This is a genomic window from Pseudonocardia sp. 73-21 (genome assembly GCF_001899645.1).
In the GTDB taxonomy this organism is placed as follows: Bacteria; Actinomycetota; Actinomycetes; order Mycobacteriales; family Pseudonocardiaceae; genus Pseudonocardia.
On the sequence record NZ_MKVV01000035.1, the window covers coordinates 101,263 to 120,998 of the forward strand.

Here is a 19,736-nt window from a genome sequence, read left to right on the forward strand (position 1 = left end):
TCGACCTGGCCCGGGCCCTGGTCACCCGCCGCTCGGCAGCGCAGCTGCGTTCGTGGACCGTCCGCGGCGACATCGAGCCCTACCTCGACGCCTTCTCCCTGCTGGGCCCGCTGCCGGAAGCCGACCTCACCGAATAACCCCACAGCGTCGGCCGCCCCTGCCCGACACGGTCTGGTGCGGCCCGCCGCACCACCGTGTGGGCATCGGGGACCACGCTGATCGAACGGACGCGGGACGCGATCGGCCGGCTGGGCGGATCCCCCGCCGACCTGGCCGCCCGCGAGGGCCGGGATTCCGCTGCCGCTCACCGTGAGTCGGACGGTGGCGGCACGGTGAGCATCCGGTTGGTGCCCCCGGCAGGATTCGAACCTGCGCTTTCGCCTCCGGAGGGCGACGCTCTATCCCCTGAGCTACGGGGGCTCAGACGGGAGAAAGCCTAGCGCACCCCTCCAGCCGGATCGGCGGCGGTCTCCCGGCCTCGACCGACTCGTGCCGCCCGGATGATCAGCGCGAGGCCATGATCGCCAGGATCGGGGCATGACCTGCACATATGCAGTTCATGTCCCACTCCCGGCGCTCATGACCGGCGGCCGGGGTGGACCCTCAGAGCGGCAGCGGGGCCGCACCCCGCTGGGCGAGAAGCTGCTTCATGTAGTCGGCCTCCGACGACTGCGAGCTCAGCATCTGGGCCGCGAGGTTGCGCACCTGCGGCTGGCTGGCGTGCTGGGCCGCGTCGGCGAGCATGGAGCGGCCGCCCTCGTGGTGGCGCAGCATCAGCTGCAGGAACAGCACGTCGAGCTGCTTGCCGGTGGCCGCGCGGAGGTTCCTGAGGTCCTCGGCCGTGGCCATCCCGGGCATGGTGGCCACCCCGTCGCTGCCCATGACCATGCCGTGCGACGCGTCCGGCGCCATCCACGTCATGTACGGCCGCCCGACCGGCTGGCCCGCGGCGCCCCACAGTTCCAGCCAGCCCTGCATGCGGCCGACCTGCGCCGTCTGGGTGGACTCGATGTCGTAGGCGAGCTGGTGGAGGTCGGGGTCGGTGGTGTGGTCACGCTCCCACGCCGCCATCTGTACGGCCTGCTGGTGGTGCACGGTCATGTCCTGCGCGAACCCGACGTCCACGGAGTCGGCGGCGGGAACGGGCAGGGTCGAGGTGTCGGAGCGGGCCACCAGCAGGCCCGCGGTGGCCCCGACGAGCAGCAGCACGAGCACGGCCGCCGCCACGACGAACGGCCGCACCCAGCCCGGCTCGCGCCGGTGGGTGTCGACCGGCGGCTCGTCGTCGTCCACGGGCGGGAGCGCCGTCTCGGTGCTCATCCTCCCGTGCCCGTCCCCGTGCCCGTCCCCGTGGCCGGCGGTGTGGCGCCCTTCGCGGCGTCGGGCACGGCGCCGGTGGCGGCACCGGCCACGATCTCGGGCATCACCGTGGTGTTGTTCACGGCGCTGACCGGCGGCGCGGGGACGAACGGCGGCGGGTTGTCCTGGTCGAACTGGCCCGGGCCCAGCGCCTGGCAGCTCGCGCCCACCTCGGGGTAGGCGTACTGGTTGGTGCGCAGCGCCTGGATGAACTGGTCGATCCGCGGGTCGTCCACATCCGACAGCTTGAGCTGGTGGCCCCAGGACTGCAACGAGATGGGCTGGTCGAGGCCGGGGTAGGGCGACATCAGCGTGTAGGGCTGGTCCTTGACCTTCGCGGCCAGCGTCTGCACGGCGGCACCGGTGATCCGGTCGGGGTTGTAGGCGATCCAGACCGAGCCGTGCTCGAGTGCGTGCACCATGTTCTCGCTGCGTACGGCCGTCGGGTAGACGATGCCGTTGCAGGCGGCCCAGAAGCCGTCGTGCGTGCCGCCGAACGGCGGGCTGTGCGTGTACGCCACCCTCTGGGTGGGCTGGACGTGCTGCCCGCCGGTGTAGGGCACGGTGATGACGCCGGGGATCTTCGTGGACGGGTCCTTGTTGTCGGCGGTGGGCGTGAACTCCGCCAGCGCGGCGACCTTGGCCTGCTTGGCGTTGTTCTGCACCACGTAGTAGCCGAAGATCGCGCCCGCGAACAGCACGACCACGAGGATTCCGGCGATCATGCCCCACGGCGTCGAGCGCTGCGTGACGACGGCGGCGCGTGCGTCGCGCACCGCCTTGCTGTTCTTGCCGCTGGCCATGTCCGTCCAGACTTCTCGAGAACCGTGGGAGCAGCCGTCACCCGGACGGCCCTTGCGACCGTGGAGTGTAGGAGCGCCACCTGAGAAACCGATGAGCAGCACCTCCTAGACTCGGGTGGTGACTCCCGCCCTGCTCGCCGACCTGGTCCGTGCCGCTGCGTCCGACGTCATGACGCGACGCGGTCTGGATCTCGCCGCGCTGCCCGCCGACGTCGGCGTCGAGCGCCCGCGCAACCCCGAGCACGGCGACTACGCCACCAACGTCGCGATGCGCACGGCCAAGAAGGCCGGGGTCTCGCCGCGTGACCTGGCGGGCTGGCTCGTCGAGGAGCTGACGGGTAAGGGTGGTATCGCCAGCGCCGAGATCGCCGGGCCCGGCTTCATCAACCTGCGCCTCGCCACCGACGCCCAGGGCGCCATCGTCAGCGAGGTGCTCGCGGCGGGCGACGCGTACGGCACGGGCGACGAGCTCGCCGACAAGAACGTGAACCTCGAGTTCGTCTCGGCCAACCCGACGGGTCCCCTGCACCTGGGCGGCACGCGCTGGGCCGCGGCCGGCGACGCGCTGGGCCGGGTGCTCACCGCGCGCGGTGCGAAGGTCACCCGCGAGTACTACTTCAACGACGCCGGCGCGCAGATCAACCGGTTCGTCGACTCGCTCGTGGCCGCGGCGAAGGGTGAGCCCACCCCGGACAACGGCTACGGCGGCGCCTACATCCACGACATCGCCGCGCAGGTCCTCGCCGCGGAGCCCGGCGCGCTGGAGTCGCCCGACCGCGACGAGGTGTTCCGCCGCGTCGGCATCGACCTGATGTTCGTCGAGATCAAGCAGGCGCTGCACGACTTCGGCACCGACTTCGACGTGTGGTTCCACGAGCAGTCGCTGCACGACTCCGGCGCGGTCGAGACGGCGGTGAACCGGCTCAAGACCTCCGGGCAGCTCTACGAGTCCGAGGGCGCGTGGTGGCTGCGCTCCACCGAGTTCGGCGACGACAAGGACCGCGTCGTCATCAAGAGCGACGGCAACCCGGCCTACATCGCCGGCGACATCGCGTACTTCCTCGACAAGCGCTCGCGCGGGTTCAACCTGTGCATCTACATGCTGGGCGCCGACCACCACGGCTACGTCGGCCGGCTCAAGGCGGCCGCCGCCGCGTTCGGCGACGACCCCGCGGTCGTGGAGGTGCTCATCGGGCAGCTGGTCAACCTCGTCAAGGACGGGAAGCCGGTGCGGATGAGCAAGCGCGCCGGCACCGTCGTCACGATGGAGGACCTGGTGGAGGCCGTGGGCGTCGACGCCGCGCGGTACTCGTTGATCCGTTCCTCGGTGGACTCGTCGCTCGACATCGACCTCGACCTGCTCACGAAGAAGAGCAACGACAACCCCGTCTTCTACGTGCAGTACGCCCACGCGCGGCTGGCGTCGCTGGCGCGCAACGCCGCCGACCTGGGGATGACGCCGGGCACGGAGCTGGGCCTGCTGGAGCACCCCCGCGAGGGCGACCTGATCCGCACGATCGGCGAGTTCCCGGCCGTGCTGGCCTCGGCGGCGGAGCTGCGTGAGCCGCACCGGGTGGCCCGCTACCTGGAGACCCTCGCCGCGGCCTACCACAAGTTCTACGACTCCTGCCGCGTCCTGCCGATGGGCGACGAGGAGATCAGCGACCTGCACCGCGCCCGCCTCGCACTGTGCGTCGCGGCGCGTCAGGTGCTGGCCAACGGGCTGGCCGTGCTGGGCGTCAGTGCTCCGGAGCGCATGTGAACGGCGAGCCGGGTTTGCCGGCGATTTCGTGTCCTCGCGCGCCCCGGAACGCGCGCGAACGCGCACAATCGTCGGCAAACCGGGGGAGTGCCTCGTGAGGGCGCATCCGGCGGGGCCGCTGCACGCCGGGATCTCCGCGCCACCCGAGACCGCCGGGCCGCACCCGTCCGGCGCCGCCGAGCTCGACGAGCTGGCCCCGGCCGTGTGGCCGCGCAACGCCGCGCGGGGCGCCACCGGGGTGCTGGAGATCGCCGGCGTCGACGTCCGGGAGCTCGCCGAGACCTACGGCACGCCGCTGTTCGTCGTCGACGAGGAGGACTTCCGCTCCCGTGCCGCGGAGTTCGCCGCCGCGTTCGGGGCGGGCGCGGTGCACTACGCGGCCAAGGCCTTCCTGTCGGTCGAGGTGGCGCGGTGGGTGGCCGCCGAGGGCCTCTCGCTCGACGTCTGCAGCGGCGGCGAGCTGGCCGTGGCCCTGCGCGCGGGCTTCCCGGCCGGTCGGATCGCGTTGCACGGCAACAACAAGTCCACCGAGGAGCTCGTCGACGCGGTCGAGGCCGGCGTCGGCCGGGTGGTGCTCGACTCGTTCCACGAGATCGCCCGCCTCGACGCCGTCGCGCGCGAGCGGGGCGTCGTGGCGCCGGTGATGATCCGGCTGACCGTCGGCGTCGAGGCCCACACCCACGAGTTCATCGCCACCGCCCACGAGGACCAGAAGTTCGGGTTCTCGATCTCCGGCGGTGAGACGAGCGCCGCCGCCGAGGCCGCGCGGCGCGTCGTCAGGGCCGAGGGACTGTCGCTGGTCGGGCTGCACAGCCACATCGGCAGCCAGATCTTCGACACCGAGGGCTTCGAGGTCGCCGCGCACCGCGTCGTCCGGTTCCTCGCGCAGCTGCACAAGGAGCACGGCGGCGACGCGCTGGAGGCGCTCACCACGCTCGACCTGGGCGGCGGGTTCGGCATCGCCTACCGCGCGCAGGAGTCGCCGCTGAACGTCGCGGAGCTGGCGGGGGAGCTGCGCGAGATCGTCAAGCGCGAGTGCCACGCCGCCGAGCTGGACGTGCCCGAGATCGCGGTCGAGCCCGGCCGCGCCATCGCCGGGCCGGGCACCGTCACCCTCTACGAGGTGGGCACGCTCAAGGACGTCGACCTGGGCGGCTCCACGGGCCGCCGTTACGTCAGCGTCGACGGGGGTATGAGCGACAACATCCGCACGGCCCTCTACGACGCCGTGTACGACTGCCGGCTGGTCTCCCGCAGCTCCGAGAGCGACGGCACCGGCGAGGCCGCGCTGTCGCGGGTGGTCGGCAAGCACTGCGAGAGCGGTGACATCGTGGTGCGCGACTGCTGGCTCCCGGCCGACCTCGCCCCCGGTGACCTGCTGGGCGTCGCGGCCACCGGCGCGTACTGCTACTCCATGGCCAGCGCCTACAACCGCCTGCCGCGCCCCGCCGTCGTCGCGGTGAAGGACGGGGTGGCTCGCGTGCTGCTGCGGCGCGAGACGGTGGAGGACCAGTTCCGGCTCGAGGCCTCGCTCTAGCGAGGACCTGGTCACGCGGTCGCCGGCGACGAACTGCCCGCGAGTCGGGGTCTCCGTGCGCGCGAGTCGCGCCCTGCGGGTTCGCCCTCCGGCACGGGCGGTCCCATGATCAGCAGTTCGGCGCCGGAACGGCCACATCCGGCCGGAAACGTACCAGGCGGCTGGTCATGCGGTCCGGCGGTCGCCGGACACCTGGCCGACGACCGGCCGTGACCCGACCACCACGTCGGTAGTCCCCGGCCCGGGCCACTGCGGTCCGGGCCGGACGTGCCACCCGGGAAGAGGCGAGCGGCACCTCCTAGACTCCGGAGGTGATTCCCGCCCGAGGTGTCGGTGTGACCACTGCCGACGCCGCCACGCGCGGCGTCGTGGCAGGATCGTGCGCGTCTCGCGCAACCGGTACCCGGACGACGGGGCGGCCACGGTTCATGATCGCCGGTTCGGGACGCGCAACGGCCGCCCCCGCGGTGGAAGGTCCCCAGATGACGATCACGGCTCGCGCATGAGCGCCCCGATCCGCGTCGCGATGCTCGGCTGCGGCACCGTCGGCGGCGAGGTGGTGCGCCTGCTGCGCGACCAGGCCGACGAGCTGGCCGCCCGCGCCGGCGCCCCCGTCGAGCTGGTGGGGGTGGCCGTGCGCCGCCCGCACAAGCACCCCGAGCTGGGCCCCCTGCTCACCACGGACGCGTCCGCGCTGGTCACCCGCGAGGACGTGGACGTCGTCGTCGAGGTGATCGGCGGTATCGAGCCCGCCCGCTCGTTGCTGCTGGAGGCCCTCAAGGCCGGCAAGTCGGTGGTCACCGCCAACAAGGCGCTGCTCGCCGAGGACGGCGCGTCGCTGGCCGAGGCGGCCGACGCGTCGGGCGCCGACCTGTACTACGAGGCCTCGGTGGCCGGGGCCATCCCGCTGCTGCGCCCGCTGCGCGAGTCGCTGGCCGGCGACCGCATCACCCGCGTGGCCGGCATCGTCAACGGCACCACGAACTTCATCCTCTCGGCCATGACCGAGTCCGGCGCGAGCTACGCCGACGCGCTCGACGAGGCCACGCGACTCGGCTACGCCGAGGCCGACCCCAGCGCGGACGTCGACGGCTACGACGCGGCGTCCAAGGCCGCGATCCTCGCCACGCTGGCCTTCCACACCCGCGTGAGCAGCGCGGACGTGCACTGCGAGGGCATCCGCCACGTCACGGCCGCCGACATCGCGGCCGCGAAGGGCCTCGGCTGCGTGATCAAGCTGCTGGCGATCTGCGAGCGGACCCCGGGCACCGCGGACGCGCCCGAGTCGGTGTCGGCGCGCGTCTACCCGGCGATGATCCCGGCCGCGCACCCGCTGGCCACGGTCGACGGTGCGTTCAACGCGGTGTTCGTCGAGGCCGAGGCCGCGGGCCAGCTGATGTTCTACGGGCAGGGCGCCGGTGGTGCTCCCACCGCGAGCGCCGTGCTCGGCGATCTCGTCGCCGTCGCGCGCAACCGGGTGGTCGGCGGGCGCGGGCCGCGCGAGAGCGCCTACGCGAGCCTGCCGGTCCGCCCGATGGGCGCCGTGCCCACCCGCTACCACGTCAGCCTCGACGTGGCCGACCGCGCGGGCGTGCTGTCCACCATCGCCGGTGAGTTCGCCCGTCACGGCGTGAGCATCGCCGCGGTGCGCCAGACCGGCGGCGGCACCACCTACGACGGCGCGCCCGATCCCGAGCCGGGGGCGCCCGCGCGGCTCGTCGTCGTCACGCACGCCGCCCCCGAGGCCTCGCTCGCCGGGTGCGTCGAGGTGCTGGCCGGGCTGGACATCGTGCACGGCGTCGACAGCGTGCTGAGGGTCGAGGACCTGGGACGAAAGGGAGTGCGGTGAGCGAACTTGTGAGCGAACCATCAGTGCTGACCGCCGCCGCCGAGCTCCGCCGTTGGCCGGGGGTCATCGAGGCCTACCGCGACCGGATGCCCGTCGAGGCCGGCTGGAGGATCATCACGCTCGGCGAGGGCGGCACGCCGCTGCTGCCCGCGCCCCACCTGTCCGAGCTGACCGGCTGCGAGGTCTTCCTCAAGGTCGACGGCGCCAACCCGACGGGGTCGTTCAAGGACCGCGGCATGACGATGGCGGTCACGGCCGCCCTGGCCGGTGGCCAGCAGGGCGTCATCTGCGCGTCCACCGGCAACACCTCGGCCTCGGCCGCCGCCTACGCCGCCCGCGCGGGCATGACCTGCGCCGTGCTCATCCCGCAGGGCAAGATCGCGCTCGGCAAGCTCGCCCAGGCCGTGGCGCACGGCGCACGCATCCTGCAGATCGACGGCAACTTCGACGACTGCCTCGAGCTCGCCCGCAAGACCGCCGCCGACTACCCGGTGGCCGCGCTCGTCAACTCGGTGAACCCCACCCGCATCGCGGGTCAGGCCAGCGCCGCCTACGAGATCTGCGACGAGCTGGGCCGCGCCCCCGACGTCCACTGCCTGCCCGTGGGCAACGCCGGCAACATCACCGCGTACTGGAAGGGCTACACCTCCTACCTCGCCGACGGCCTGATCCCCGCCGCGCCGCGGATGTTCGGCTACCAGGCGGCGGGAGCCGCGCCCCTGGTCAACGGGGCCCCGGTGAAGAACCCGGAGACGATCGCGACGGCCATCCGGATCGGCGCACCCGCGTCGTGGGGGGCGGCGATGACCGCACGCGACGAGTCGGACGGGAAGTTCGCCGCGGTCACCGACGACGAGATCCTCGCCGCGTACCGGTTGCTCTCGGCGCGCGAGGCCGTGTTCGTCGAGCCCGCGTCCGCGGCGAGCGTGGCGGGGCTGCTGCAGTCCTCCGCCGACGGCACGCTGCCGCGCGGCTCGCTGGTGGTGTGCACCGTTACGGGCCACGGCCTGAAGGACCCCGACACCGCGCTGCTCACGGCCCCCGATCCCGTCGTCGTGCCGATCGACCCGGCGGCCGTGGCGGCGGCGCTGGAGCTCGCCTGATGGGCCGGCCGCGGGAAGTCCGAGTGCGCGTGCCGGCCTCCTCGGCCAACCTCGGGCCCGGCTTCGACTCGCTCGGCCTCGCCCTGGGCCTCTACGACGACGTCGAGGTCTGCGTCGCGCCGTCCGGCGTCGCCGTCGAGGTGGAGGGAGAGGGTGCGGGCCGCGTGCCCTGCGACGACTCGCACCTCGTCTACCGCGCCATGCAGACCACCTGGAACATCACCGGGGACGCCCCCTCGGGCGTGCGCATGCGCTGCCGCAACGCGATCCCGCACTCGCGCGGGCTGGGCAGCTCCGCGGCCGCGGCCGTCGCCGGGGCGGTGGCGGCCGTCGTGCTGGCCGGGCGCGATCCCGAGCTGGAACGCGACACGTTGCTGCAGGTCACCGCGGGTATGGAGGGGCACGCCGACAACGCGGCGGCCAGCCTGCTCGGCGGGTTCGTGGTCGCCTGGGAGACCGTCGGGAATACCGCGGAGCGCTTCCACGCTGTACGGCTCGACGCGCACCCGGGCATCCGTCCGGTGGCGCTCGTCGCGGGAACCGAGTCCCTCACCAGCACCACCCGCGGGCTCCTGCCCGACCGGGTCCCGCTGGTGGACGCCGCCTTCACCGGCAGCCGCACCGCGCTCGCGGTGCTGGCGTTCACCCAGCGTCCCGAGCTGCTGCTGCCCGCCACGGAGGACCGTCTGCACCAGGGATACCGACGTCCGGCCTACCCGGAGTCGGCCGATCTGGTGGACGTGCTGCGTGCGCACGGCATCCCGGCCGCCATCTCCGGCGCCGGGCCCACCGTGCTCGCCTTCACCTCCGACGGCGTGATCCCGGACGGTGTCGATCTGCACGGCTTCACCGTGTTGCCACTGCCGGTCGACGCCGACGGTGCACGGGTCGAGATCGCCTGACCACCCGGCGTGTTGCTGCGGGGGGTTGTTGCCCCGACCAGTGGTTACGTCTACGCTGGCGCTCGCAACGGCGATCCACGCGTCATCCGCGTGGCCTCTCGCGCCGGCTCTGCGAATTCCGTTTCCCAGATCCGGCATGCGCCGAGGGGCCTCTTCCCGCGACCGTCGCGATGAATCGCCGGCCCGCCAGTCGGGGCGGCCGCTCATCCCGCGATCCGTTGACCGACATGTCCACCGGCACACCGCCGGTGGCAAATGTGTGTGAAATCCGCTGACCCGGGCTCGGCCCGGTTGGTCAGGAAGGACAATCGTTGAGCGAGACCGATCTCGTCAGCACCGGAGCCCCCCGCAAGCGTGGAGGCCTCACCGGAATGGTGTTGGCGGAGCTCCGCCAGCTGGCCGGGGAACTGAAGATCCCCGACACCACGGGGATGCGCAAGGGCGATCTCATCGCCGCCATCAAGGAGCGTCAGGCCTCCGGCTCGGCCGGCTCGGCGCAGCTGTCGCTGGCGGAGAGCGGCGCGGCCGAGAAGGCCACCGCGCCCGCGGCGGAGACCTCCGCCGCCCCGGTGACCAGCCCGGACGCCGCTCCCGCGGCCACGGCGGAGACCTCCGCCGCCCCGGTGGCCAGCCCGGACGCCGCTCCCGCGGCCGAGGTCAGCACCCCTGCCCCGCGACGCCGTCGCGCCGCGTCGCGCCCCGCGGGCGCCCCGGACCCGCAGCCCGCCGCCGCGCCGGCCGCGGCCGCGGCGCCGGCCGCCGACAACACCCCCGCGCCCGTGGCCGACGCGCCCGCCGCCGAGGTGGCCGCCACCAACGGCGCCGCCACCAATGGCGCCGCCACCAACGGCGCCGCCACCAACGGTGCGGCGCCCACGGCCGAAGACGCCCCCGAGTCGGTCCCCGAGACCGGTGGCCGTCGTTCCCGGCAGCGCCGCAGCCGCGGTGAGCAGAGCGGCGCGGCCCAGAGCGGCGCCGCCCAGAACGGTGCCGCCCCGAACGGTGTCACCCAGAACGGGTCCGCGGCTCCGGCCGAGACGGCTAGCGAGACCGTGGCGGCGTCCACCGACACCGCCGGCGACACCGACCGCCCGCAGCGCGGCGAGGGCCGCCGCAACGGTGGCGAGAACCGCAACGGTGGCGAGAACCGCAACGGTGGCGAGAACCGCAACGGTGGCGAGAACCGCAACGTGGCGAGAACCGCAACGGTGGCGAGAACCGCAACGACGGTGCCCGCAACGACCGGGGCAACGGCCGCAACGGTGGCGATACCCGCAACCAGGACGGCAACCGCAACGGCGGCGGCGACCGCAACGGGGGCGGCGACAACCGCACCCAGGACCGCAACCAGGACGCCAACCGCAACCAGGACGCGAACCGGGGCCCCCGCGACAACCGCCCGGACGACGACGGTGACGAGGAGGGCGGTGGCCGTCGTGGCCGCCGCTTCCGCGACCGTCGCCGCGGCCGGGACCGGGGCGACCGTGCGGCCGGTGGCGGTCAGGGCAACGGTGGCCAGGGCAACGTCGACACCGAGGTGCGCGACGGCGACGTCCTGCTCCCCGTCGCCGGCATCATCGACGTGCTGGACAACTACGCGTTCGTCCGCACGACCGGCTACCTGTCCGGGCCCACCGACGTCTACGTGTCGCTGTCGGTCGTGCGCAAGTACGGCCTGCGTCGCGGTGACGCCATCACCGGTGCGGTGCGCGAGCCCCGCGAGGGCGAGCAGTCGCGCCAGAAGTTCAACCCGCTGGTGCGCGTCGACTCGATCAACGGCCAGGACCCCGAGACGCTGAAGAACCGTCCGGAGTTCACCAAGCTCACGCCGCTCTACCCCAATGAGCGCCTGCGTCTGGAGACCGAGCCGAGCAAGCTCACCACGCGCGTGATCGACCTGGTCATGCCGATCGGCAAGGGGCAGCGTGCGCTGATCGTGTCGCCGCCCAAGGCCGGCAAGACCATGATCATGCAGTCGATCGCCAACGCGATCACCACGAACAACCCCGAATGCCACCTCATGGTCGTCCTCGTGGACGAGCGGCCGGAGGAGGTCACCGACATGCAGCGGTCGGTGAAGGGCGAGGTCATCGCGTCCACGTTCGACCGCCCGCCGTCGGACCACACCACGGTCGCCGAGCTGGCCATCGAGCGCGCGAAGCGCCTGGTCGAGATGGGCCACGACGTCGTCGTGCTGCTCGACTCGATCACGCGGCTGGGCCGGGCCTACAACCTGGCCGCGCCCGCGTCGGGCCGGATCCTCTCCGGTGGTGTCGACTCCACGGCGCTCTACCCGCCGAAGCGCTTCCTCGGCGCCGCGCGCAACATCGAGGACGGGGGCTCGCTCACCATCTTCGCCACGGCGCTCGTGGAGACCGGGTCCACGATGGACACGGTGATCTTCGAGGAGTTCAAGGGCACCGGCAACGCCGAGCTGAAGCTGGACCGCAAGATCGCCGACAAGCGGGTCTTCCCCGCCATCGACATCGACGCGTCCGGCACCCGCAAGGAGGAGCTGCTGCTCTCGCCCGACGAGCTGGCGGTCACCGTCAAGCTCCGCCGGGTGCTCGCGGCCCTCGACGACCAGCAGGCCCTCGACCTGGTGCTGGGTCAGCTCAAGAAGACCCGCACCAACATCGAGTTCCTCATGCAGGTGGCGAAGAACTCGCCGGGCACCACCGGTACCGAGGACTGACCGTCGGCAGCCCCGCGAACGGGCCGGTCCGCCACCACGGCGGGCCGGCCCGTTCGGCGTGGGCCTGGTGCGCGGCGGTCCTGCCGCTCGCCGGCTGCGCGATGTCGGTCCCGGGCGTCCCGTCGTTCGTCGCGGCGACCTCGGCCCGTTCGTCGTCGACCCCCGCTCCGCGGCCGGCCGCGGTCGTGCTGGTGGCCGCCGGGGACATCGCCTGCCCGCCCGGCCGCGCTGCCGCCGACCGGGACTGAGGTCAGCAGACCACCGCCGGCCTGATCGCGGGCCTGCAGCCCACGGCGGTGCTGCCCCTGGGCCACGACCAGTACGAGGACGGCGCGAAGGACGAGTTCGCCTCCTCCGACGCGAGCCGGGGCCGGTTCCTCGACATCACCCACCCCGTCGTCGGCAACCACGAGTACCAGAAGCCCGGCGCCACCGGTTACGTCGACTGCTTCGGCGACCGGGCCGGCCCACCCGGCCAGGGCTGGTAGGACACCGACGTGGGCGGCTGGCGGGTGCTCGTGCTCACCTCCGAGTGCGACGAGATCGGCGGCTGCCGCGACGGCTCCGACGAGGGGCGGTGGCTGGCCGGTCAACCGGCCGCCGGCACGCCGCGCTGCACGCTCGCCGCGTGGCACCGGCCGCGGTTCTCCTCCGGCGAGGAGCACGGCGACCACCAGCCGGTCGCCCCGCTGTGGGCGCAGCTGCAGAAGGCCGGTGTGGACGTCGTCCTGAACGGGCACGGCCACCTACGAACGCCTCGCGCCGCAGGACGCGTCGGGGAAGGCGGACCGGCGCGGGCCCGTCGAGTTCGTCGTCGGCACCGGCGGTGACAGCCTGCGCGGCTTCCGCGATCCCGCGCCGAACAGCAGGCTCCGCTGGCCGGACTCGTTCGGGGTGCTGGCGATGACCCGGCGCCCCGACGGTCACGACTGGCGGTTCGTCGGCGCACCCGACGTCGACAGCGGCACGGCCACCTGCCGATAGGGCGCGGGAACATCGGCGGGGGCCGGATGGTTCAATGACACGTCACGCTCCGGCTCCGGTTCACCCCTCCCACGGGGACCCGGCGCCACATCGAGAGGAACCACCGTGCGTCAGGGCATTCACCCCCAGTACGTCGACACCCAGGTCACCTGCGGTTGCGGCAACCAGTTCACCACCCGCAGCACGAAGGCCAACGGTGCGATCACCGTCGAGGTCTGCTCCGCCTGCCACCCGTTCTACACCGGCAAGCAGAAGATCCTCGACGCCGGCGGTCGCGTCGCCCGCTTCGAGGCTCGCTACGGCAAGCGCGCGGGCAAGTAGCTTCACCCACGGCGCTCACTCCCTCGGGGGTGGGCGCCGTCCGCATGTTCGGAGGAGTCCACGTGAGCGAGCTTGCGAGCTCACCATTCAACGCAGCAGCGGCGCGAACGCGCTCGACGAGCGTCAGCGAGGAGGGCACGTGAGCGCACCATCCGTCGACGCGCTGCTCATGGAGCACGCCGAGCTGGAGCGCGCGCTCGCCGACCCCTCGGTGCACGCCGATGCGGGCGCGGCCAAGAAGCTGGGCCGCCGCTACGCCGAGTTGGGCCAGGTGGTCGGCGCCGCGAAGGAGCTGGCGGCCGTCCGGGAGGACGAGGCCGCCGCCCGCGAGCTGGCCGACGAGGACCCGTCGTTCGCCGCCGAGGCCGAGGCCCTCGCGGCCCGCATCCCCGCGCTGGAGACGAAGCTCGCGGAGCTGCTCGTCCCGCGCGACCCGCACGACGGCGATGACGTCGTGATGGAGGTCAAGTCGGGGGAGGGCGGCGACGAGTCGGCGCTGTTCGCCGGCGACCTCGTGCGCATGTACACGCGCTACGCCGAGCGTCGCGGATGGAAGGTCGAGGTCCTCGACTCCACGCCCAGCGACCTCGGCGGCGTCAAGGACATCACGATGGTGGTGCGCTCACGCGGCACCGACCCCGACGGTGTCTGGTCGGCGCTGAAGTTCGAGGGCGGCGTGCACCGCGTGCAGCGGGTGCCGGTCACGGAGTCGCAGGGGCGCATCCACACCTCGGCCGCCGGGGTGCTCGTCTACCCCGACACCGGGGAGGACGCCGACGTCGAGATCGACGGGAAGGACCTGCGCGTCGACGTGTTCCGCTCGTCGGGCCACGGCGGGCAGAGCGTCAACACCACCGACTCGGCCGTGCGCATCACGCACCTGCCCACCGGGCTCGTGGTGAGCTGCCAGAACGAGCGCTCCCAGCTACAGAACCGGGCGCGGGCGATGGAGGTGCTGCGGTCGCGGCTGCAGGCCCTGCACGAGGCCGAGCTCGAGGCCACCGCGTCGGAGGAGCGCCGCTCGCAGGTGCGCACCGTCGACCGCTCCGAGCGCATCCGCACCTACAACTTCCCGGAGAACCGCATCTCCGACCACCGCGTCGGCTACAAGGCCCACAACCTGAGCACGGTGCTCGACGGCGATCTGGACGGCGTGCTCGAGGCCCTGTCCTCCGCCGATCGCGCCTCCCAGCTGGCGTCGTGATGCGCCTCCGGCGCCCGTGCGCGGAAAACAGTGCCGGGGCCCTGATTTCCGCGCACGACCCCGGGCCGGTACTGCGGCCGGCAGTGCGATGAGCCGCCAGCCGCTGCGGCTGGCCATCGCCGAGGCCGAGCGCATGCTCGCCGAGTGCGGGGTGTCGTCGCCCCGCTTCGACGCCGAGACCCTCGCCGCGCACGTCGTCGGGGTGGAGCGCAGCAAGCTGATGATGCACCCGCTCGTCGACCCGCCGGTGGTGGAGGAGCTGCGCAAGCTCGTCGTCCGGCGGGCGTCCCGCGAGCCGCTGCAGCACCTGCTCGGCACGGCCGTGCTCGGGCCGGTCGAGGTGGCGGTCGGACCGGGGGTGTTCACCCCGCGACCGGAGACCGAGCTGCTGCTGGAGTGGGGGCTCACGGCGATCGCGGACGTGCCGTCGCCGCTGGTGGTGGACCTGTGCACCGGCTCGGGGGCGCTCGCGCTCGCTGTCGCCGCCTCGCGTCCGGACGCCGTGGTGCACGCCGTCGAGGCCGACGCCGGTGCGCTGACGTGGGCGCAGCGCAACATCGCCGCGCACGGCGGCACCGTCACGCTGCACGCGGCCGACGTGCGCTGGACCGACCTGCTCATCGAGCTGGAGTCCCACGTCGACCTCGTGCTGTGCAACCCGCCCTACGTGCCCGACCACACGCCGGTGCCCCCGGAGGTCGAGGACTGGGACCCCCACGGCGCGGTGTTCGGGGGCCCGGACGGCCTGGAGATCATCCGAGCCGTCATCGGCGCGTCCGCCGGCCTGCTGCGCTACGGCGGCCACCTGGCCATCGAGCACGACGACACCCATGGCGAGGCCGTGCCCGCGCTGCTGCGCCGCCGCCGGGTGCTCACCGACGTCGAGGAGCACACCGACCTCAACGGCCGGCCCCGCTTCGCCACCGCCCGGCGGCTTCCCCAGGCCTGAGTTCTAGGCTGCCCCCCGTGCCAACGACCTTCGACTGCTCCGACCCGGACGCCCGCACCGACGGACTCGCCTCGGCGGCCCGCACCGTGCGCACCGGTCGGCTCGTCGTCCTGCCCACCGACACCGTGTACGGGCTGGGCTGCGACGCCTTCTCCGCCGCCGCGGTCCGCGGCCTGCTCGCCGCGAAGAACCGCGGCCCGGACATGCCCGTGCCCGTGCTCGTCGGCTCCTGGTCCACGATCGACGGCCTGGTGCTCGGCGTGCCGAAGGCCGCCCGCGACCTCATCGAGGCGTTCTGGCCGGGCGGGCTGTCGATCGTGCTGCCGCACGCGCCGTCGCTGTCGTGGGACCTCGGTTCCACCAAGGGCACGGTGATGCTGCGCATGCCGCTGCACCCGGTGGCCCTGGAGCTGCTGCGCGACGTGGGCCCGATGGCCGTGTCCAGCGCGAACGTGTCCGGCCGTCCGCCGGCCACCACGGCCGCCGAGGCGGTCGGGCAGCTGGGCGACCGGGTCGGGGTGTACCTCGACGGCGGTCCGTCCGGCGAGCCGGTCGCGTCCACGATCGTCGACCTGACGGGCGACACCCCCCGCGTCCTGCGCGAGGGCGCGGTCACCCGCGACGAGGTGGCGAAGGTCCTGGGCCAGGAGGTCCTGACCGCCTGACCTCCCCGTACGCCGCCGCCTGGTGCCGTATCGGCCGTGATCGTCGTGCGCCGCACGTGGTGGCCCTGCCGAGGGCGGCGGGGTGCGGTGGGCGCCGATCATGACGACTCGTCGCTCGCCCCCCGGCAGGCGACGCCGAGCCCCGCCGTGATGAGCACCTGTCAGGTGGGGAGGCCGGCCTGCGTGCCGATCCGCTCCACCGCGTCCGCGAACAGCGCCTCGTGGTCGGCCACCACGTTGTGGGCGTGGCCGAACAGCTCGAAGGTGAGCAGGCCGAAGAGGCTCGACCAGGCGTAGACGGCGCGGGCCGCCACCGACCCGGTGGGGTCGTCCGGCAGGTCGATCATCGCCGCCAGGCCGGGGGAGAGGGCCGCGTCGGCGCCCGAGCCGTCCGACGTCGCGTCGACGGCGCCGGTCCGGACGCCGTCGGCCAGGATCCCGGCGAGGACGAGGTCCACGCGGGAGGCCGGTTCGATCGTGGCCTCCGGTGCGGCGTAACCGGGCACGGGGGAGCCGTAGACCAGTGCGTACTCGTGGGGACGGGTCACGGCCCACGTCCGGATCGTGGTGCACACCGCGCGCCAGCGGCCCCGCAGGTCGTCGCGGGCGAGTGCCGCGTCGGCCTGCTCGGCGGCCTCGCCCAGCGCGTTGTAGGCGTCGATGATCAACGCCGTGAGCAGCTCGTCGCGGCTGGGGAAGTAGCGGTAGACCGCGGAGCTGGCCATGCCCAGCTCGCGGGCCACGGCCCGCAGGGACAGGGCCGCCGCGCCGTCGGACGCGAGGTGGGTGCGGGCCACCTCGGCGATCTCGCGGGTCAGCTCGGCGCGGACGCGGGCACGGGTTCCGGCGGCGCTCATGCGAGCACTGTACCGGCAGCAGAGCATTGCTCCGGGACCGCGCGCCGCGACACCTGGCGCAGCGGGTACCGTGGTCCATCGTGACGACACCGTTCTGGGGCCCCGACTTCGACGCGCTTCAGCACCAGGACCCGGAGATCGCGGGAGTGGTGCTCGACGAGCTGGCCCGCCTGCGCGGCGGCCTGCAGCTCATCGCCAGCGAGAACCTCACGAGCCCGGCCGTGCTGGCCGCCCTCGGGTCCACGCTGTCGAACAAGTACGCCGAGGGCTACCCCGGCCGCCGCTACTACGGCGGCTGCGAGGTCGTGGACCGGGCCGAGGAGATCGGCAACGCGCGCACGAAGGAGCTCTTCGGCGCCGAGCACGCCAACCTGCAGCCGCACTCCGGCGCGTCGGCCAACTTCGCCGTCTACGGGGCGTTCACCCAGCCCGGCGACACGGTGCTCGCCATGGACCTCAAGCAGGGTGGTCACCTCACCCACGGCTCCAAGGTCAGCTTCTCCGGCAAGTGGTTCCACAACGTCAGCTACTCGGTCCGCCAGGACACCGAGCTGATCGACTACGACCAGGTCCGCGACCTGGCCCGCGAGCACCGGCCCAAGATGATCATCGCCGGCGCCACCGCGTACCCGCGCCTGATCGACTTCAAGGCCTTCCGCGAGATCGCCGACGAGGTCGGCGCCATCCTCATGGTCGACGCGGCGCACTTCATCGGCCTGGTGGCCGGCAAGGCCATCCCCTCGCCGGTGCCCTACGCCGACGTCGTCACGGCCACCACGCACAAGGTGCTGCGCGGCCCGCGCGGCGGCATGATCCTCGCCCGCGAGGAGCACGCGAAGGCGATCGACAAGGCCGTCTTCCCGTTCTCGCAGGGCGGCCCGCTGATGCACGCCGTCGCGGCCAAGGCCGTCGCCATGCGCGAGGCGGCGCAGCCCGCCTACCAGGCCTACGCCACACAGGTGGTCGCCAACTCGCAGGCGCTGGCCAAGAGCCTCGAGGCGGAGGGCATGCGCGCGGTCTCCGGTGGCACCGACACCCACCTCTCGCTCATCGACCTGCGCCCCATCGGCGTCACCGGGGCGGACGCCGAGGAGCGTTCCGGGCTCGCCCGCATCACGCTCAACAAGAACGCCATCCCCTACGACCCGGCCCCGCCGATGAAGCCCTCGGGCCTGCGGGTGGGCTCGCCGAGCGTCACGACGCAGGGCATGGTGGAGTCGGACATGGCGGAGATCGGGTCGCTGCTCGCGCGGGCGGTCAAGGCCGAGCACGGCACCGCCGCCGGCGATGCCGAGCTCGCCGCGGTCGCGGAGGCCGTGAGCGCGCTCGTTGCGCGGGCTCCCGCGTACCCCCGCTCCTGACCGTCGGAGGACCGCCATCGATCCCGCGGCCGTGCCGGCGTTGGTCGTCCCGTACCGGGAGTTCCTGCTCGCCGGGCTGACGGCGGCGGTCATCACGTTCCTGCTGGTCGGGCCGGTGCGGGTGCTCGCGCTCAAGCTCGGCGCGGTCGCCTGGCCCCGTGGGCGCGACGTCCACGTCACGCCCACGCCGCGCTGGGGCGGGATCGCGATGCTCGGCGGCGTGCTCGCCGGGGTGCTGATGGCGTTCCAGCTGCCGGCGCTGCGGCTGGCCTTCGACTTCTCCAACGAGGTCGTCGGCGTCATGATCGCCGCCGTGGTGCTCGTGGTCGTCGGCGCGCTCGACGACCGCTACGACCTCGACGCGCTCACGAAGTTCGCCGGCCAGGTGATGTCGGCCGGCATCCTGGTCATCTTCGGCGTGCAGTGGGTGTCGCTGTGGGTGCCGTGGGGCGGCACCGGCCAGGGCAACTTCCTGGTGCTCGGGCTGGAGCAGGGCCTGCTGGTCACGGTGCTGCTGACCGTGGCGCTGGTGAACGCGATGAACTTCGTCGACGGCCTCGACGGACTGGCCGCGGGCCTGGGCATGATCTCGGCGGTGGCCAGCGGGGCGTTCGCGCTCGGGCTGATCGTCAAGGTGGGCAACGACCCGTCCTACTACTCGCCCGCGCTCATCGCCGCGGTGCTCGCCGGGGCCTGTCTGGGCTTCCTGCCGCACAACTTCAACCCGGCCCGGATCTTCATGGGCGACTCCGGCTCGATGCTGATCGGCCTGCTGCTCGCGGCCGCCAGCACCATGGAGTCGGGCAAGACCCCGCTCGACGAGAACGCCTCGTTCAACGCGCTGGCGCTGTTCGCGCCGGTGATCGTGCTCGCGTCCGTGGTGTTCGTGCCCGTGCTGGACCTGCTGATGGCCGTGGTCCGGCGCACCCGCAAGGGGATGAGCCCGTTCGCGCCGGACAAGATGCACCTGCACCACCGGCTGCTCGAGATCGGTCACAGCCACCGGCGCGCGGTGCTGCTGATCTACCTGTGGGCCGGTGTGCTCGCGTTCGGGGCCGTGGCGCTGTCGCTCATCGGCGACCCGGCGGTCGTCCTGTGGGCCGTCGGGATCGGCCTGCTGCTCGCCGTGCTCGCCTCGCTGGTGCCGCGGGCGCGCCGTCGTGCGGCGGCCGCCCCGGCCACCGCCCCGGTGCCGCCGGTCCAGCGTACCGGACGAAGCACACATTCGTGATCTTGCTCACCGCCCGAGGGTGGTGACGGCACGTGGTCGTGGCAGATCCCCGGTCCCACTCGGCCAGGTGGTCGAACGGGATCGCGCATCCGGATCTGCGGCGGAGCGTGTCTGACCTCGGTGGAACGTCCCGCCTGCCGCCTTCGATCGGTGC

17 protein-coding genes, 1 tRNA gene and 3 pseudogenes are annotated in these 19,736 nt (G+C 73.1%); 16 read left to right on the forward strand and 5 right to left on the reverse strand.

Annotation, left to right across the window (positions count from 1 at the left end):
• A pseudogene (locus tag BGP03_RS10230) lies at positions 1 to 137 on the forward strand (maleylpyruvate isomerase family mycothiol-dependent enzyme); the annotation flags it as partial.
• A gap of 208 nt (positions 138 to 345) precedes the next feature.
• Here BGP03_RS10230 and BGP03_RS10235 read toward each other — a convergent pair.
• The 3 genes from BGP03_RS10235 to BGP03_RS10245 form a co-directional block, all read right to left on the reverse strand.
• Positions 346 to 420, reverse strand: a tRNA-Arg gene (locus tag BGP03_RS10235).
• Positions 421 to 603: 183 nt separating this feature from the next.
• Entirely contained in the window at positions 604 to 1,320 is a 717-nt protein-coding gene (locus BGP03_RS10240; RefSeq protein WP_296367756.1) for a DUF305 domain-containing protein, read from the reverse strand.
• Positions 1,317 to 2,162 (reverse strand): DUF3105 domain-containing protein, encoded by an 846-nt coding sequence (locus BGP03_RS10245; protein WP_296367758.1) that lies wholly within the window; start codon positions 2,160 to 2,162, stop codon positions 1,317 to 1,319. Before BGP03_RS10245 ends, BGP03_RS10240 begins: the two co-directional genes overlap by 4 nt.
• 118 nt (positions 2,163 to 2,280) lie before the next feature.
• On the opposite strand from BGP03_RS10245, the gene argS reads away from it, so the two are divergent.
• The 6 genes and pseudogenes from argS to BGP03_RS35840 form a co-directional block, all read left to right on the forward strand.
• Complete coding sequence (gene argS / locus BGP03_RS10250; RefSeq protein ID WP_296367760.1) at positions 2,281 to 3,924, forward strand: arginine--tRNA ligase; 1,644 nt, start codon at positions 2,281 to 2,283, stop codon at positions 3,922 to 3,924.
• 94 nt (positions 3,925 to 4,018) lie between these two features.
• Positions 4,019 to 5,461 carry a diaminopimelate decarboxylase gene (gene lysA / locus BGP03_RS10255; RefSeq protein WP_296367763.1) on the forward strand — a complete coding sequence of 481 codons (1,443 nt, stop codon included), beginning with the start codon at positions 4,019 to 4,021 and terminating at the stop codon, positions 5,459 to 5,461.
• A 502-nt stretch (positions 5,462 to 5,963) separates the two neighbouring features.
• The gene (locus BGP03_RS10260; RefSeq protein ID WP_296367765.1) at positions 5,964 to 7,310 is read left to right on the forward strand and encodes a homoserine dehydrogenase; all 1,347 of its coding nucleotides are present in this window, start codon (positions 5,964 to 5,966) and stop codon (positions 7,308 to 7,310) included.
• Between the two features lie 86 nt (positions 7,311 to 7,396).
• Positions 7,397 to 8,413: a threonine synthase gene (gene thrC / locus BGP03_RS10265; RefSeq protein WP_296367979.1), complete on the forward strand. Its 1,017-nt coding sequence runs from the start codon at positions 7,397 to 7,399 to the stop codon at positions 8,411 to 8,413.
• On the forward strand, positions 8,413 to 9,315 hold the full coding sequence (gene thrB / locus BGP03_RS10270; protein WP_296367767.1) for a homoserine kinase: 903 nt from the start codon (positions 8,413 to 8,415) through the stop codon (positions 9,313 to 9,315). Before thrC ends, thrB begins: the two co-directional genes overlap by 1 nt.
• A 371-nt stretch (positions 9,316 to 9,686) precedes the next feature.
• Positions 9,687 to 9,740 (forward strand): annotated as a pseudogene (locus BGP03_RS35840) (hypothetical protein); the annotation flags it as partial.
• A 44-nt stretch (positions 9,741 to 9,784) separates the two neighbouring features.
• On the opposite strand, the gene BGP03_RS35845 reads toward BGP03_RS35840, so the two are convergent.
• Positions 9,785 to 10,192: a hypothetical protein gene (locus tag BGP03_RS35845; RefSeq protein WP_363093546.1), complete on the reverse strand. Its 408-nt coding sequence runs from the start codon at positions 10,190 to 10,192 to the stop codon at positions 9,785 to 9,787.
• On the opposite strand from BGP03_RS35845, the pseudogene rho reads away from it, so the two are divergent.
• From rho to BGP03_RS10305, 7 genes and pseudogenes are all read left to right on the forward strand, one after another.
• Positions 10,095 to 12,010 (forward strand): annotated as a pseudogene (gene rho / locus BGP03_RS10275) (transcription termination factor Rho). The gene BGP03_RS35845 and the pseudogene rho sit on opposite strands and share 98 nt — an antisense overlap.
• Positions 12,011 to 12,306: 296 nt before the next feature.
• The gene (locus BGP03_RS10280; RefSeq protein ID WP_298797872.1) at positions 12,307 to 12,498 is read left to right on the forward strand and encodes a hypothetical protein; all 192 of its coding nucleotides are present in this window, start codon (positions 12,307 to 12,309) and stop codon (positions 12,496 to 12,498) included.
• 9 nt (positions 12,499 to 12,507) lie between these two features.
• The gene (locus BGP03_RS10285) at positions 12,508 to 12,840 is read left to right on the forward strand and encodes a hypothetical protein (RefSeq protein ID WP_298797873.1); all 333 of its coding nucleotides are present in this window, start codon (positions 12,508 to 12,510) and stop codon (positions 12,838 to 12,840) included.
• A 259-nt stretch (positions 12,841 to 13,099) separates the two neighbouring features.
• Complete coding sequence (gene rpmE, locus BGP03_RS10290; protein ID WP_296367774.1) at positions 13,100 to 13,315, forward strand: 50S ribosomal protein L31; 216 nt, start codon at positions 13,100 to 13,102, stop codon at positions 13,313 to 13,315.
• A 139-nt stretch (positions 13,316 to 13,454) separates the two neighbouring features.
• Positions 13,455 to 14,519, forward strand: coding sequence for a peptide chain release factor 1 (prfA, locus tag BGP03_RS10295; RefSeq protein WP_298797874.1), 1,065 nt, complete (start codon positions 13,455 to 13,457; stop codon positions 14,517 to 14,519).
• A gap of 88 nt (positions 14,520 to 14,607) precedes the next feature.
• Positions 14,608 to 15,468, forward strand: a complete 861-nt coding sequence (gene prmC / locus BGP03_RS10300; RefSeq protein ID WP_298797876.1) for a peptide chain release factor N(5)-glutamine methyltransferase — start codon at positions 14,608 to 14,610, stop codon at positions 15,466 to 15,468.
• 17 nt (positions 15,469 to 15,485) lie between these two features.
• Positions 15,486 to 16,133 carry an L-threonylcarbamoyladenylate synthase gene (locus BGP03_RS10305; protein ID WP_296367780.1) on the forward strand — a complete coding sequence of 216 codons (648 nt, stop codon included), beginning with the start codon at positions 15,486 to 15,488 and terminating at the stop codon, positions 16,131 to 16,133.
• Between the two features lie 161 nt (positions 16,134 to 16,294).
• Here the strand turns inward: BGP03_RS10305 and BGP03_RS10310 are convergent, their stop codons facing one another.
• On the reverse strand, positions 16,295 to 16,990 hold the full coding sequence (locus BGP03_RS10310) for a TetR/AcrR family transcriptional regulator (protein ID WP_298797878.1): 696 nt from the start codon (positions 16,988 to 16,990) through the stop codon (positions 16,295 to 16,297).
• Between the two features lie 80 nt (positions 16,991 to 17,070).
• On the opposite strand from BGP03_RS10310, the gene glyA reads away from it, so the two are divergent.
• Both glyA and BGP03_RS10320 read left to right on the forward strand, forming a co-directional pair.
• Positions 17,071 to 18,351, forward strand: a complete 1,281-nt coding sequence (gene glyA, locus BGP03_RS10315; protein WP_296367784.1) for a serine hydroxymethyltransferase — start codon at positions 17,071 to 17,073, stop codon at positions 18,349 to 18,351.
• A gap of 31 nt (positions 18,352 to 18,382) precedes the next feature.
• Positions 18,383 to 19,582 carry an MraY family glycosyltransferase gene (locus BGP03_RS10320; protein WP_296367786.1) on the forward strand — a complete coding sequence of 400 codons (1,200 nt, stop codon included), beginning with the start codon at positions 18,383 to 18,385 and terminating at the stop codon, positions 19,580 to 19,582.
• The last annotated feature ends 154 nt before the right edge of the window (positions 19,583 to 19,736 follow it).